15 protein-coding genes are annotated in these 11,950 nt (G+C 31.4%); all 15 read left to right on the forward strand.

All coding sequences use genetic code 11. The features are described 5' to 3' along the window. The first annotated feature begins 1 nt into the window (after window position 1). Genes ACTTA5_RS02295 through ACTTA5_RS02365 form a run of 15 tightly spaced genes read left to right on the forward strand, consistent with a single transcriptional unit; the run spans window position 2 to window position 11,933 of the window. Window positions 2–1,042 carry a homocysteine S-methyltransferase family protein gene (locus ACTTA5_RS02295; protein WP_440647569.1) on the forward strand — a complete coding sequence of 347 codons (1,041 nt, stop codon included), beginning with the start codon at window positions 2–4 and terminating at the stop codon, window positions 1,040–1,042. Further along, window positions 1,042–3,447, forward strand: coding sequence for a GcvT family protein (locus ACTTA5_RS02300; protein ID WP_440647570.1), 2,406 nt, complete (start codon window positions 1,042–1,044; stop codon window positions 3,445–3,447). Before ACTTA5_RS02295 ends, ACTTA5_RS02300 begins: the two co-directional genes overlap by 1 nt. Beyond that, a complete protein-coding gene (locus tag ACTTA5_RS02305; protein ID WP_440647572.1) occupies window positions 3,447–4,082 on the forward strand; it encodes a class I SAM-dependent DNA methyltransferase in 636 nt (211 codons plus the stop codon). The genes ACTTA5_RS02300 and ACTTA5_RS02305 overlap by 1 nt, the downstream gene beginning before the upstream one ends. Next, complete coding sequence (locus ACTTA5_RS02310) at window positions 4,079–5,314, forward strand: M24 family metallopeptidase (RefSeq protein WP_440647574.1); 1,236 nt, start codon at window positions 4,079–4,081, stop codon at window positions 5,312–5,314. The genes ACTTA5_RS02305 and ACTTA5_RS02310 overlap by 4 nt, the downstream gene beginning before the upstream one ends. Further along, complete coding sequence (locus tag ACTTA5_RS02315) at window positions 5,314–5,724, forward strand: AAA family ATPase (protein ID WP_440647576.1); 411 nt, start codon at window positions 5,314–5,316, stop codon at window positions 5,722–5,724. The genes ACTTA5_RS02310 and ACTTA5_RS02315 overlap by 1 nt, the downstream gene beginning before the upstream one ends. Continuing rightward, complete coding sequence (locus ACTTA5_RS02320; RefSeq protein ID WP_075506148.1) at window positions 5,721–6,095, forward strand: cytidyltransferase; 375 nt, start codon at window positions 5,721–5,723, stop codon at window positions 6,093–6,095. The genes ACTTA5_RS02315 and ACTTA5_RS02320 overlap by 4 nt, the downstream gene beginning before the upstream one ends. Before the next feature lie 6 nt (window positions 6,096–6,101). Then, entirely contained in the window at window positions 6,102–6,953 is an 852-nt protein-coding gene (locus ACTTA5_RS02325) for a HalD/BesD family halogenase (RefSeq protein ID WP_440647578.1), read from the forward strand. Next, window positions 6,954–7,733 (forward strand): enoyl-CoA hydratase, encoded by a 780-nt coding sequence (locus tag ACTTA5_RS02330; protein ID WP_440647580.1) that lies wholly within the window; start codon window positions 6,954–6,956, stop codon window positions 7,731–7,733. It begins immediately after the preceding gene. A gap of 2 nt (window positions 7,734–7,735) precedes the next feature. Next, window positions 7,736–7,936, forward strand: a complete 201-nt coding sequence (locus tag ACTTA5_RS02335) for a hypothetical protein (RefSeq protein WP_440647582.1) — start codon at window positions 7,736–7,738, stop codon at window positions 7,934–7,936. Between the two features lie 4 nt (window positions 7,937–7,940). Continuing rightward, window positions 7,941–8,375: a CoA-binding protein gene (locus ACTTA5_RS02340; protein ID WP_440647584.1), complete on the forward strand. Its 435-nt coding sequence runs from the start codon at window positions 7,941–7,943 to the stop codon at window positions 8,373–8,375. A 4-nt stretch (window positions 8,376–8,379) separates the two neighbouring features. Continuing rightward, window positions 8,380–8,799 carry a YeeE/YedE family protein gene (locus ACTTA5_RS02345; RefSeq protein WP_440647586.1) on the forward strand — a complete coding sequence of 140 codons (420 nt, stop codon included), beginning with the start codon at window positions 8,380–8,382 and terminating at the stop codon, window positions 8,797–8,799. Next, entirely contained in the window at window positions 8,796–9,215 is a 420-nt protein-coding gene (locus ACTTA5_RS02350) for a DUF6691 family protein (protein WP_440647588.1), read from the forward strand. The genes ACTTA5_RS02345 and ACTTA5_RS02350 overlap by 4 nt, the downstream gene beginning before the upstream one ends. A gap of 46 nt (window positions 9,216–9,261) precedes the next feature. After that, complete coding sequence (locus ACTTA5_RS02355) at window positions 9,262–10,872, forward strand: hypothetical protein (RefSeq protein ID WP_440647590.1); 1,611 nt, start codon at window positions 9,262–9,264, stop codon at window positions 10,870–10,872. Window positions 10,873–10,918: 46 nt separating this feature from the next. Continuing rightward, a complete protein-coding gene (locus ACTTA5_RS02360) occupies window positions 10,919–11,488 on the forward strand; it encodes an NAD(P)H-dependent oxidoreductase (protein ID WP_440633576.1) in 570 nt (189 codons plus the stop codon). Continuing rightward, window positions 11,460–11,933, forward strand: coding sequence for a hypothetical protein (locus ACTTA5_RS02365; RefSeq protein WP_440647592.1), 474 nt, complete (start codon window positions 11,460–11,462; stop codon window positions 11,931–11,933). The genes ACTTA5_RS02360 and ACTTA5_RS02365 overlap by 29 nt, the downstream gene beginning before the upstream one ends. The last annotated feature ends 17 nt before the right edge of the window (window positions 11,934–11,950 follow it).

Genomic DNA, 11,950 nt, shown 5'->3' on the forward strand with positions numbered 1-11,950 from the left:
TATGAAAAAAGATTTAATTACAAGGTTAAATGAGGGTCCTATCATGTGTGCAGAAGGATACCTTTTTGCAATGGAAAGAAGAGGTTATCTTTCAGCAGGTCCATTTGTTCCTGAGGTTGTGTTGGAGCATCCTGAAGTAGTAACTCAATTACACAGAGAGTTTATCAGAGCTGGTTCAGATGTAGTTCAGGCATTTACTTATTATGGTCATAGAGAAAAACTAAGAATAATTGGTAAAGAACATTTGTTAGAACCAATGCAAAAAGGCGCTCTTAAAATTGCAAAAGACGCTGCAGCTGAATTTAAAGATTTAGATTTGATGGTTTGTGGAGATGTTGCAAACACAAACGTATTTGATCCTGGTGATCCTAATACCCACAAACAATGTCAACAAATGTATGAAGAACAAGTTGCTTGGGCAAAAGAGGCTGGAGTTGATTTTGTTATTGCCGAAACAATTAGTTGGACTGATGAAATGAAAATTGCTTTGAAAGCAATCAAAGACGCTGGGCTGATTGCAGTTTGTAATTTTGCAATTCCTAGAGGCGATAAAACGAGAGAAGGACATAGTGCTGAAGATGCATGTAAGATGATGGAAGATCTAGGCGCCGATGTAGTTGGTCTAAATTGTTATAGAGGACCAGAGATGACAATGAAACTTTTAAAAAAAGTTAGAGACAAAGTTTCTTGTCACGTATCAGGGCTTCCAGTTCCATACAGAACTACTGAGAAAGAACCTGGTTTTTTAAATATTACTGATCATGGTTGTGATTGTATTCCTGGTGGGAATGCATTTCCCGTAGCTTTAGATAATTTATTTTGTAACAGATTTGAAATGGCAGAATTTGCAAAAGAGTGTGTTGAAAATAAAATAAATTTTATTGGGATTTGTTGTGGTGCCGAAGCTCATCATGTTAGAGAAATGTCTGTTGCAATTGGTAAAAAACCAATTTCAATGAAATACATGCCAGATATGAGTAAACATTTTCATCATGGTACTGATAAATCTTTAAAAAAAGTAAATAAGGAAATTAAATATTAATGGAAAAACATGCCAAAGTTGTAATCATAGGTGGTGGCGTAGTTGGATGTTCTATTCTTTACCATTTATCAAAATTTGGATTAAAAGATTGTATTTTACTTGAAAGAAATGAACTCACATCAGGTTCTTCATGGCATGCTGCCGGAAATGTTCATGTAATTTCTTCTGACCCAAACATCTCTCGGATGATGGCTTACACAATTGGTTTATATAAAGAGATTGAAAAAGAGTCTGGTCATTCAACAGGATTTAAACCTAGTGGAGGTTTTTATTTAGCTTCAAATGAAGTGTGGGCTGATTATTTAAAGAGAGAAAGATCAAAAGCAAGATACATGGGGCTAGACCAAGAATTTATTTCTTTAGAAGAAGTAAAAAAGAAACATCCGTTAATTGATCCTTCTAGATACTTGTTAGCATTATGGGATCCTATTGATGGTGAAGTTGATCCATCAGGAGTTACTTATGCTTTTGCAAAAGCTGCAAAAGTTCATGGTGGAAAATATTACACTCACACTGTCGTAAAAGACACAAAACAAAAAGAAGATGGAACCTGGGATGTATTTACTGAAAAAGGAAACATTAATGCTGAAATAGTAATTAATGCGGGTGGTTTATGGGCAAGAGAAGTTGGTAAATTAGCAGGATTAAATCTTCCAGTTCAGCCAATGGAACACCACTATTTAATCACTGAACCTATTCCAGAAATTGAAGCGATGGGTGATCAAAGACTGCCTATCGGAACAGATTTTGAGGGAAATATTTATTTTAGACAAGAAGGTAAAGGAATGTTGCTTGGAACTTATGAGCCAAAATCAACTCCTTGGAAAGTTGAAGGCACACCAATGAATTTTGGACATGAGTTATTGGAGCCAAAATTAGATAATATTGAAGATCGATTAGCAATTGGGTTTGAGAGAATGCCAGCATTAGAACGGGCAGGAATAAAAAATATAGTTAATGGACCATTTACTTTTGGTCCAGACGGGAGTCCTCTTATTGGTCCAGTACCAGGAATGAAAAATTATTGGGTTGCAGTTGGTGTGATGGCTGGATTTTGTCAAGGGGGTGGTGTGGGAAAATGTATTGCTGAATGGATTATTGATGGTGAACCTTCTATTGATGTTTGGGCAATGGATGTTGCAAGATTTGGAGATTATGCATCCCCTCAATATGGAACAATAAAATCATCAGAAAATTATGAACGAAGATTTATTATGACGTTTCCTAATGAAACTTTACCAAAAGGAAGAAAACAAAAAACTACAGCACTTTATGATCGTTTTGTTAATCAAGGAGCTGTGATGGGAGATAGTTTTGGATTAGAAAATGTTTTGTGGTTTGCAAATAATAAAGAAGATGCTAATGAAGAACCAACGATAAAAAGATCAAGATCGCATGATTATGTTTCAAAGGAAGTTATTAATGTAAGAGAGAATGTTGGCTTGATAGAAGTTGCAAATTTTTCAAAACATGAATTCAAAGGCCCAGATGCGAGAAAATTTTTAGATCATATAATGGCTGGAAGACTTCCTAAACCTGGAAGAATATCTTTATCACCAATGTTATCTTATAGGGGGAAATTGTGTGGAGATTTAACAGTTGCTTGTTTAGATGAAAATGAATTCATGGTATTTGGTTCTGGTGCTGCTCAAGAAATGCATAGACGTTGGTTTGAAAGTCACTTAGATAAATTTAATTTAAATTATAAAAATAGATCTGATGAGTTTCATGGATTATCAATTGCAGGACCTAACTCAAGGAAAGTTTTAGAAAAAATTGTAAGAGACGATGTTTCAAATGAAAAATTTAAATTTAGAGATTCTAGAAGAATGTTTGTTGGAGGAGTTCCTGCATTAGTAAATAGAATTTCATTTACCGGAGAGCTTGGTTACGAAATATATGTAGCACCTCATTATCAATTAAAATTATTTGAAGAACTAATGGAAGCTGGAAAAGAATTTAATATTAAACCCTTTGGTGGAAGAGCATTAATGTCTATGAGGCTTGAGAAAAATTGGGGAGCATGGACATTAGATTATAGACCAGATTTTACTCCTAAAGAAACAGGATTAGATGCTTTTATCAATTGGGATAAAGAATTTATAGGTAAAGAGAGTGCACAAAATGAAAACTCTTCACATAAACTTACACCTTTAATTGTTGAAACTAATGATATTGATGTAACAAATAATGAAGCTGTTATGAATGGAGATCAAAGTATAGGTTATGTTACTTCAGGTGGTTTTGCACATTTTGTAAATAAGAGTGTCGCTTTTACTTTTATTGATCAGGATAAAATTAAATCCGAAAATAAAGTTCAAGTAGAGATAAATGGAGATTTATTTAATTGCTCAATAATTAAAGAACCACTTTATGATCCAAGTGGTCAAAAAATGAGAAGTTAATGTCTGATCAAGATAAAGACGTATCTAAAAATTTAAACATTTATAAATTAGATAAAACAGAAGACGTGATGAATTATTACGCAGATTGGGCTGAAAATAACAAATATAATAAAGACATGATTGATTGGAACTATACAGGTCCAAAAGAAACAGCTGCAGCATTTAAAAAACATCAGCAAAATAAAAATGCATTAATACTCGATGCGGGTTGTGGTACTGGCTTAGTTGCACAAGAATTAGAGAAATTTGGATTTAATAATTTTCATGGAATAGATTTATCTCAAGATCTTTTAAATTCAGTTCCAAAAAATCTTTACAAAAAATTAAGTAAATTAGATTTAAACAAAGAGATTCCCGAAGCAGATAATACTTATGATAGTGTGTTATGTGTTGGAACCTTCACATTTGGTCATGTCAAAAATAATGCTTTAGATGAGTTTTTAAGAATTACTAAATCAGGTGGCTATATAGGCTTCACTATAAATGAGGGTATTTTTAAGAAATATAATTTTGATACTAAAATAGATCAATTTAAACAGAACAAATTGTGGGAAGAAAAAGAATTCTTTAAATCAGATTACATTGCCAGTAAAAATGTAAACGCATGGTTAGGAATTTATAAAGTTACAAAATGAGATTTAGTAGAAAAATAACTCCAGAATTTAAACCAAAACAAAATTTTATTACTAAAAAAAGATTAAGAGAAGATGAAATAGATTTTGATAAACTGAGATCTTATCGTTTAGATAGAGTTAGAAAAGAATTAGAAAAAAATAATTTAGAAGCTTGCTTTTTATTTGATCCAGTAAATGTTCGATATGCATTAGACACAGTAAACATGAGTGTTTATAATATGCACAACTTAACAAGGTATTGTTTTGTTCCAGTTAATGGTCCAGTAATTCTTTATGAATATTTTAATTGCGAAAAGTTATCTGAGCATCTTCATCTTATAGATGAGTTGAGACCAGCAATAACTTGGGACTATTTTAGTAACGGAGATCAATCTGAAGAGCAATTAAAAAAATGGATTAATGAAGTTAAAGATTTATCTAAATCATATTTTAAATCAAAGAAAATTGCCATTGATGTTTTAAACGGTCCTGCAGTTTCTGCGTTAAATAAAGAACAAATTCAAGTGGTTGATGCTAAATTAATTTTAGAACAAGCAAGAGTAATTAAATCATCTGAAGAAATTAAATGTATGAGATCAGCAATAGATGTTGCTGAAATGGGTATTGTAAAAATGAGAGAACAATTAAAACCAGGAATGACAGAAAACGAATTATGGTCAATTCTTCATCAAACAAATATAGAAAATTATGGTGAATGGATTGAGTGTAGATTGTTAGCATCAGGAGAAAGAACAAATCCTTGGATGCAAGAATGTGGAAACAAAGTTATTCAAGATGGTGAACTAGTTGCTTTTGATACAGACATGGTAGGACCCTATGGATACTGTGCGGATATTTCTAGAGCATTTGTAGTTGGTAATAAATTTAATGAGGAACAAAAAAAATTATATTCAATGGCTGTTGAACAAATAGATTACAATTCAAGACTAATTAAAGATGGTTTATCTTTTAAAGAATTCACAGATAAATCATGGGTTTTACCTGAAGATTACTACCCTAATAGATACTCTGTAATGGTACATGGAATAGGTCTTTGCGATGAGTGGCCTGCGATTAGATATCCAACAGATGGTGGTGAACGTAGTGGAACGTTTCAAAAAAATATGACAATAACAGTTGAGAGCTATATAGGTAAAGTGGGTGGTAAAGAAGGTGTTAAGCTTGAGCAACAATACCTAATTGGTGAAAATGGACTTGAATTAATGTCCCATCATCCGTTAGAAGATATTTAATGAAAATTATTTTAGTAATGGGATTACCTGGTGCAGGTAAAACAACTTTAGCAAATGAAATGGCACCTCATTTAAATGCTAAAAGATTAAATGCTGATGAAGTTAGAAAAGAAGCTGATGATTGGGATTTTTCAGAGGAAGGTAGAGTAAGGCAAGCTAAAAGAATGGCTGAATTTGCTCTAAAATTAAAAGCTGAGGGTCATTATGTAATTGCAGACTTTGTTGCTCCTACACCAGAGGCAAGAAGCTTGTTTCCAGCAGATTTTAGAATTTGGGTAGATACAATAAAAAAAGGTAGATTTGAAGATACTAACCAAATGTTTGTTAATCCAAAAAACTTTGACTACCATGTAACAACTCAGGATGCTAAGAAATGGGCACCGTTAATAATTGAGGAGATTAAAAAATGACATATCAATGGGATAATAAAAAACCTACAGCGCAAATGTTAGGAAGATGGCAACCCTTTCACGACGGGCATTATAAACTGTTTAAAGAAATAATTAAAAAAACAGGACAAGTTTGTATTCAAATAAGAGATGTACAAGGAGTGGATGATAATCCATTTGATTTTGAAACTGTAAAAAAAAATATTGAAGAAAGATTAAATCCTGAATTTGAAGGTCAATTTAAAATTATGTTAGTTCCTAATATTACAAATATTTGTTACGGAAGAGGTGTTGGTTACAAAATTGAGGAAATAGTTTTAGATGAAGAAACTCAAAAAATTTCAGCTACTAAAATTAGAGCTCAAATGAGAGAAGAGGGTAAATTAAAATAACCTTTAATGAATGATAGATTAAATAATATTGTCGATTTAAAAAAATATCCTATTCACGATTTAAATTCTCCAATCATTAAAAATTTAGTAAAAAAATGTAAGGAAGAATTAGACCAATATAGTTGTTCAACTATTCCAAATTTTATTTTACCTAAATCTTTAGAGGTAATGAATTCAGAATTAGAAAAACAACTTGATGAAGTTTATATGTCTAAAGAAAGCATCAATGCATATCTTTATGCTAAAGATGATCCAAGTTTACCTGAAAAACACCCAAAGAGAAATTTTATGGAAAGGTATAATGGATATTTAAATTCAGATTGCTTTCCAAAAAATTCAGAAATGAAATATCTTTATGAAACAGAAGAACTTTTAAAATTTGTTTCTGCATGTTTAGGTATTTCCCCTATTTATAGATGGGCAGACCCTTTGGCTTGTCATGCGTACAATGTTATGAAGCCAGATGGAATTCTTCCTTGGCATTTTGATAGTTGTGAATTCACTTTAAGTTTGATGATACAGAAACCTGAAAAAGGAGGTGTTTTTGAATATTGTCCAAATATTAGAGCACCAGGTAACGAAAATTTTGATGAGGTTAAAAAAGTTTTAGAAGGAGATCGATCAAGAGTAAGACAGCTTAAATTAGAACCAGGGGATCTTCAAATTTTTAAAGGAAGATTTACTTTGCATAGAGTAACAAAAGTAGAAGGTCAAAAATCTAGATATATGTGTATTCCTGCTTATGTCTTAGATCCTTATAGAGTAAATACCCCAGAACACTCAAAAGCAATTTATGGTAAAGTTTTACCAATTCATATAGAAAGAAATCAGGCTAGATCCGATGGATTAACTGATTAAATGACAAGTAATATTAAAATAAAGAGAATTAATTCTGAGATTTCATCAATAATAATTGATGAACCAAAAACATATAATTCTCTTTCATTTAAAAATCTTTCCGATTTATTAAAATCATTAAAAAAATTAGATGCTGATAAAAAAACTAAAGTAATAATCATAGAGGGCGCAGGAAAAGGATTTAGTGCTGGCCATAATCTAAAAGAAGTCAGAAGTCTGAAAAAAAAAGATAAATATCAAAAGTTATTTAATCTTTGTTCTAAGGTTATGTTGCAAATTGTTGAAGGAAAAAAACCAGTTATTGCAAAGGTTCATGGGGCAGCTTTTGCAGCAGGCTGTCAGTTAGTTGCAAGTTGTGATCTCGCATATAGCACCAAAGACGCTTTATTCGCAACACCTGGTGTAAATATTGGATTGTTTTGCAGCACACCAATGGTGGCGGTTAGTAGAAAAATTAATCGTAAACCAATGATGGAGATGCTTTTAACAGGAGAACCTATTAAAGCAAATTATGCAAAAGAAATTGGTTTAATAAATGATCATTTTTCTAAATCAAAATTAAACGATGAAGTTTTAAAAGTAGCAAAAAAAATTGGATCGAAATCTAATTTGACCATTAAAATCGGAAAACAGGCTTTTTATAAGCAATTAGAAATGCCTCTCAGAAATGCTTATGCATACACTAGCAAAATGATGACTGTTAATATGATGGCAATGGATGCCAAAGAAGGCATCTCGGCCTTCTTAGAAAAAAGACAACCAAATTGGAAACATAAATAATAATGAAGAATAAAAAAAATATACTCATTATTTTATTTATTATTTTTGGAATGTACTTTGTATTAAATTTTAAAGATCATAATTTTAAAAGAGCGGTAGATGCTTGTATTGCAGGAAGTCAAAAATTATCTGAGACTAAAATTACTGATTTGAATGCAGCAAGAAAATTCTGCGAAGAACAAATTAAAAAAGAAAACAAATAACTAAATGAGTGACATAAAGAGAATTTTAGAAAATTCCAAGTCTATAGCGATGATTGGTGTTAGTAATGATTTAAAAAAACCTTCAACTATTGTTATGAAATATATGCAAGAGTATGGATATAAAGTTTATCCAGTTAACCCATCAGCTAAGGGTAAAAAAATTTTAGGTGAAGAAGTGTATGCTTCGATAACAGAGATTAAAGATCCTATTGACATTGTAGATGTTTTTAGACCTTCTAAAGAAGCATATGGCATAGCTGAGGATTCTGTGAAAATTGGTGCTAAGGTATTATGGTTACAACTTGGAATAAGAGACGAAAATGCTAAGTCACTTGTAGAAAAAAATAATATAGAATACGTAGAAAACAAATGTACTAAAATGGAATATCAAAAATTTTTTTTAAAAGTAAGACAAGCTTTTCCTGTTTTGAGTAATTAATTTTATGAACATAGTAAATTTTACACCAATTCCTGCCTTTACTGGCGGATTGATAATTGGATTAGCAGTAGTGGTATTTTTTTTACTGAACGGTCGTCTAGTAGGAATAAGTGGTATCGCAAGTAATGCGTTAACAGAAAAAGAAAATAAATTTGATAATTTATTATTCTTATTGGGATTAATTATTGCACCATTTATTTATTCCTTATTTTCTAAAGGAGGAATTAACATTAGTATTTCTAATTCTTATGTCTTGATGATAGCAGCGGGTTTGTTGGTTGGAATCGGAACACGGATCAGTGGTGGCTGTACAAGTGGCCACGGTATAAGTGGTATTGGAAGATTTTCTTTAAGATCAATTATTGCAACAATTACATTTATGATTGTTGGAATATTAACTGTATTTATAAAAAATTTATTATGAACAAATTAGCTTCCTTTATTTCAGGTATAATCTTTGGTATTGGTTTAGTGATATCTGAAATGGTTAATCCAGCAAAAGTATTAGGCTTTTTAGATTTATTTGGAAATTGGGATCCATCTCTTGCATTTGTCATGATGGGAGCTTTGGCTGTTTCATCTCCTTTGTTTCATATAATTAAGAAAAAAGAAAAACCACTACTTGCAGAGAAATTTAATTATTCAAATAACAAAACAATTAATAATCAGTTAATATTAGGTTCAGCTTTATTTGGTGCTGGATGGGGATTAGGAGGATTATGTCCTGGTCCAGCTATAACTTCTGTTGCTTTATTGAATATTTACTCAATAACTTTTGTTGTTTCAATGTTTGTAGGATTTTACTTAGTTAAATCATTCAATTTAAGCTCCTCAAGATAAATTTATAATTTTTCTTAATTGTTTATAATGAGTAGAAATAATTTTTATGAATAAAGTTTTAAAATTTTTAGACAGTACTTTTTTAGATTTAGGTCGACAATTTAAATGGACTTATTTGCCTCCTTTGATGGTTTATGTTGCGGCTGGTATTTCTGGATTAACTGGAATAGTTGGAACTTTTTTTGTTAAAGACTACTTAAATTTATCTGCAGCTTTTTTAGCTGGACTTGGGTTTTGGGCTGGAATTCCATGGGCATTAAAAATGCCTTTAGGACACCTGGTTGATCTTATATGGAATAGAAAAAATTATATGGTTTACTTTGGCGCTTCTTTAATCGCTTTAAGTTTGCTGATTATGTATGGACTTATAATCCATACAGAAGACATGTCTGAAATTTTCACAGTTGAAACTTGGTTTGTGATTAGCGTAATTTTAGCACCTGTTGGTTATGTAATTCAAGATGTTGTTGCTGATGCTATGACTGTTGAAGCTGTCCCACTAACTGATGAGAGTGGAAATGATTACAGTAAAGATCAAGTTAAAATTATGCATACAACAATGCAAACCCTTGGTCGTTTTGCAATTATTGGAGGCACTGTTTTAGTTGCGTTGGTGAATGTAATTTTATTTAGAGATGTAGATAGCCTAGAACAGTCTGCTAAAATTGCTCTATACGGTAAAATTTATTTATATGCGTTAGTTATTCCAGTTGTTTCAATCTTAGGGGTGTTTTTAGCAAAATATTTAAGGAATAAGAAAATTCAAAATTTAAAATCTAAAGGACTTGAATTTAAAGTAGAAAGAGGAACTGAGAAAACAAAAATTAATTGGTGGATCCTTGGAGGAAGCTTAATTTTTGTTATTTTCACTTTATCTATCGGATCGTTCAAAGTTCCTTTTGCACAAGAAATTGTTTTCATTGGTTCAGTTATCATAATTTTATTTTTGATGTTTAAGCTCATCAAAGAGTTGCCAGAAAATTTAAGGTTAACAATTGTTGGTACTGCAGTAATTATATTTATATTTAGAGCAATGCCAGGTCCTGGTCCTGGTCTAACGTGGTTTGAAATTGATGAACTTGGTTTTAATGAACAATTTTTTTCAATTTTGTCTTTACTGGCATCAATTTTAACATTGGCTGGAATTGTTTTATTGAGACCTTTTATGGCCAATAACTCAATTGCAAAAATTATTGTTGTATTAAGTATAGCTGGTGCAATTTTATTTTTACCAAGTGTTGGAATGTATTATGGATTTCATAATTGGACCGCTTCAATAACAGGTGGTGTAGTTGATGCTAAATTTATAGCGATACTAAATACAGCTTTAGAGTCTCCATTAGGTCAGGTATCAATGATACCTTTATTAGCTTGGATTGCTAAAAATGCCCCTTCACATCTTAAAGCAACTTTTTTTGCAGTTTTTGCTTCTTTTACAAATTTAGCTCTTTCAGCAAGTGCTTTAGGGACAAAATATTTAAATCAAATTTTTACAGTTACTAGAGAAGTAAAAGATAAAGTTTCAGGAGAAATTCAAACTACTGCTGATTATTCAGAGCTTGGGATATTGTTAATTGTTGTAACTTTACTTACACTTATTTTGCCTATTTTATTTGTCTATATAATTAACAATAGTAAGTACAAAACCTCAGAATAAACAATAATTTTATAGTTTTTTTGGTTTTTTTTGTTAATTAAAAATTATGAAAAAAATTTTCCTAGTTTACGGTCATTATAATGAAAATTCATTTAACGCAGCAATTAAAAATGAATTTATCAAACACTCTGAATTAAAAGGTAACAAAGTAGACGTTGTAGACTTATACAAAGAAAAATTTGATCCTGTATTTGCTGGAGAAGACCCAAGTGCTGAAGTCTTAGATCATCGTAAGAGAATAGAAGAGTGTGATACAATTGTATTAGTTGCGCCAATATGGAATTTTAGAATGCCAGCAATTGTTGAAGGATGGATTGATAAAGTGTTGGCACCGCCATGGGCATTTAGATTTAAGCAACTAGTTGGAAACTATGGTTATCCAATTGGTAATTTAAGAAAAAAGAAAGCGGTAATTTTTTGCACATATGGTTCACCAAGACTAGCTATCACTACATTTTTTTTAAATTTACCGATTAGAAGACTTAAAAGAGGGGTATTTCATATGTGTGGCATATATAACATTACCTATCGAAGATATTTTGCAGTACCTTTTGTAAGCGACTCAAAAAGACAAGAGTTCTTAGAAGATGTTAGAAAAACTGCGAATAATATTTAGCACTTTATTAATTCTATTATTAACTACTGTTTATTCATATTCAGAGTTGATAAACCCAAGCAAAAATATTACTCCAAAAGAAGTTGTTGAAATTCAACTTAATGGTCTCAAACAAAATGATTTAGAATATAAAGATAGAGGGATAGAGCAAACCTGGACCTTTGCTCACCCTAACAATAAAAAAGTAACAGGTCCCCTAGGTAATTTTAAGAGAATGATCAAAGGAGCCTCATATAAAATGATGATTAATCATCTAAGCCACACTATCACAGAGCTAGGCAGTAGTGACAAATGGGCCCAATTTGAGGTCATCATTTTAGATAAGGACAAAATTTATCATAAGTTCAATTGGCAGGTTGAAAAATATACAGACGAAGGAGTTTTAAAAGATTGCTGGTTGACCACAATGGTCTCAAGTCCAATTCCGCTCGGCAGCTCAATTTGATTATCCACAGATACATT

The sequence above is a fragment of the Candidatus Pelagibacter sp. HIMB1521 genome (genome assembly GCF_052047875.1).
In the GTDB taxonomy this organism is placed as follows: domain Bacteria; phylum Pseudomonadota; class Alphaproteobacteria; order Pelagibacterales; family Pelagibacteraceae; genus Pelagibacter.

Coding starts and splice junctions, on each gene's coding strand:
- ACTTA5_RS02295 (WP_440647569.1), top strand. CDS start 2: ATGAAAAAAGATTTAATTACAAGGTTAAATGAGGGTCCTATCATGTGT.
- ACTTA5_RS02300 (WP_440647570.1), top strand. CDS start 1,042: ATGGAAAAACATGCCAAAGTTGTAATCATAGGTGGTGGCGTAGTTGGA.
- ACTTA5_RS02305 (WP_440647572.1), top strand. CDS start 3,447: ATGTCTGATCAAGATAAAGACGTATCTAAAAATTTAAACATTTATAAA.
- ACTTA5_RS02310 (WP_440647574.1), top strand. CDS start 4,079: ATGAGATTTAGTAGAAAAATAACTCCAGAATTTAAACCAAAACAAAAT.
- ACTTA5_RS02315 (WP_440647576.1), top strand. CDS start 5,314: ATGAAAATTATTTTAGTAATGGGATTACCTGGTGCAGGTAAAACAACT.
- ACTTA5_RS02320 (WP_075506148.1), top strand. CDS start 5,721: ATGACATATCAATGGGATAATAAAAAACCTACAGCGCAAATGTTAGGA.
- ACTTA5_RS02325 (WP_440647578.1), top strand. CDS start 6,102: ATGAATGATAGATTAAATAATATTGTCGATTTAAAAAAATATCCTATT.
- ACTTA5_RS02330 (WP_440647580.1), top strand. CDS start 6,954: ATGACAAGTAATATTAAAATAAAGAGAATTAATTCTGAGATTTCATCA.
- ACTTA5_RS02335 (WP_440647582.1), top strand. CDS start 7,736: ATGAAGAATAAAAAAAATATACTCATTATTTTATTTATTATTTTTGGA.
- ACTTA5_RS02340 (WP_440647584.1), top strand. CDS start 7,941: ATGAGTGACATAAAGAGAATTTTAGAAAATTCCAAGTCTATAGCGATG.
- ACTTA5_RS02345 (WP_440647586.1), top strand. CDS start 8,380: ATGAACATAGTAAATTTTACACCAATTCCTGCCTTTACTGGCGGATTG.
- ACTTA5_RS02350 (WP_440647588.1), top strand. CDS start 8,796: ATGAACAAATTAGCTTCCTTTATTTCAGGTATAATCTTTGGTATTGGT.
- ACTTA5_RS02355 (WP_440647590.1), top strand. CDS start 9,262: ATGAATAAAGTTTTAAAATTTTTAGACAGTACTTTTTTAGATTTAGGT.
- ACTTA5_RS02360 (WP_440633576.1), top strand. CDS start 10,919: ATGAAAAAAATTTTCCTAGTTTACGGTCATTATAATGAAAATTCATTT.
- ACTTA5_RS02365 (WP_440647592.1), top strand. CDS start 11,460: ATGTTAGAAAAACTGCGAATAATATTTAGCACTTTATTAATTCTATTA.